The following is a 1,923-nucleotide window of genomic DNA, read 5'->3' as shown; positions in this document are numbered from 1 at the left end:
TAATGGTGGGAACTCCAGGGAGACTGCCGGTGATAAACCGGAGGAAGGTGGGGACGACGTCAAGTCATCATGGCCCTTACGAGTAGGGCTACACACGTGCTACAATGGCGTATACAGAGGGCTGCAAACTAGCGATAGTAAGCGAATCCCACAAAGTACGTCGTAGTCCGGATTGGAGTCTGCAACTCGACTCCATGAAGTCGGAATCGCTAGTAATCGTGAATCAGAATGTCACGGTGAATACGTTCCCGGGCCTTGTACACACCGCCCGTCACACCATGGGAGTGGGCTGCACCAGAAGTAGATAGCTTAACCTTCGGGAGGGCGTTTACCACGGTGTGGTTCATGACTGGGGTGAAGTCGTAACAAGGTAGCCCTAGGGGAACCTGGGGCTGGATCACCTCCTTACCTAAAGACTTATGCTGTTTTATGCAGTGTCCACACAGATTGCTTGGTTAAAATGTAAGAACGCAAAAAGACTTGGGTCTGTAGCTCAGGTGGTTAGAGCGCACCCCTGATAAGGGTGAGGTCGGTGGTTCGAGTCCACTCAGACCCACCACTTTTTCTCCCAGAAAAAGTGGCGGTACAGTCTTTTAAATCGTTGGGGTTATAGCTCAGCTGGGAGAGCGCCTGCCTTGCACGCAGGAGGTCTGCGGTTCGATCCCGCATAGCTCCACCACTCTTTAAGTACACTTCTCTTGCAATAGAGAGTAAAAAGTGTTTTTAAAAAGTGGTTATCTAACGATGATTACATGTTCTTTAACAATCTGGAAAGCTGACTAGTAAATTCAATCGATAGATTGATTTTAAAAATGTTTTTATTCTATGAATAAAAACGAGTTCTCAAAACAACACACATTCAAGTGTCTTGATTTTGTTTTCACTTTTTAAAGTGAAGACAAATAAATGAGTCCGGCGAAAAACCAATGTTTAATATTTTCTTGATCGAAATGTTAAACGCAAACCTTGGTTGTTTGAACATACAAGACCTCTTGGGGTTGTATGGTTAAGTGACTAAGCGTACACGGTGGATGCCTTGGCAGTCAGAGGCGATGAAGGACGTATTAACTTGCGATAAGCCCAGATTAGGCAGTAAAAGCCACTTGAGTCTGGGATTTCCGAATGGGGAAACCCACTTACATAAGTAAGTATCATTAACTGAATACATAGGTTAATGAAGCGAACCGGGGGAACTGAAACATCTAAGTACCCCGAGGAAGAGAAATCAACCGAGATTCCGGTAGTAGCGGCGAGCGAAACCGGATTAGCCCTTAAGTTAGTTCAGCGTTAGGTGAAGGTTCTGGAAAGTACCGCGATACAGGGTGATAGCCCCGTAACCAACAACGCTTTATTAGTGAAATCGAGTAGGACGGGACACGTGATATCCTGTTTGAACATGGGGGGACCATCCTCCAAGGCTAAATACTCCTGACTGACCGATAGTGAACCAGTACCGTGAGGGAAAGGCGAAAAGAACCCCTGTGAGGGGAGTGAAATAGAACCTGAAACCGTGTACGTACAAGCAGTAGGAGCCCACTTGTTGGGTGACTGCGTACCTTTTGTATAATGGGTCAGCGACTTAATTTTAGTAGCAAGGTTAACCGTTTAGGGGAGCCGTAGGGAAACCGAGTCTTAACTGGGCGTCATAGTTGCTAGGATTAGACCCGAAACCGAGTGATCTAGCCATGGGCAGGTTGAAGGTGAGGTAACACTTACTGGAGGACCGAACCGACTAATGTTGAAAAATTAGCGGATGACTTGTGGCTAGGGGTGAAAGGCCAATCAAACTCGGAGATAGCTGGTTCTCCCCGAAAGCTATTTAGGTAGCGCCTCGGACGAATACTACTGGGGGTAGAGCACTGTTAAGGCTAGGGGGTCATCCCGACTTACCAACCCTTTGCAAACTCCGAATACCAGTAAGTA

General features: G+C 46.9%; 2 tRNA genes and 2 rRNA genes. All 4 read left to right on the top strand.

The features are described from left to right. A 16S ribosomal RNA gene (locus tag PMAL9190_RS19825) occupies positions 1-408 on the top strand; the annotation flags it as partial. A gap of 74 nt (positions 409-482) precedes the next feature. Beyond that, positions 483-559: transfer RNA gene (locus tag PMAL9190_RS19820), tRNA-Ile, on the top strand. A 44-nt stretch (positions 560-603) separates the two neighbouring features. Next, positions 604-679: transfer RNA gene (locus PMAL9190_RS19815), tRNA-Ala, on the top strand. Between the two features lie 325 nt (positions 680-1,004). Beyond that, positions 1,005-1,923: ribosomal RNA gene (locus tag PMAL9190_RS19810) — 23S ribosomal RNA — on the top strand; the annotation flags it as partial.

This window comes from Photobacterium malacitanum (assembly GCF_900185615.1).
Taxonomy (GTDB): Bacteria; Pseudomonadota; Gammaproteobacteria; order Enterobacterales; family Vibrionaceae; genus Photobacterium; species Photobacterium malacitanum.
The sequence above is the reverse complement of the archived record's forward strand: the minus strand, read 5'-3'. Positions and strand labels throughout refer to the sequence as shown.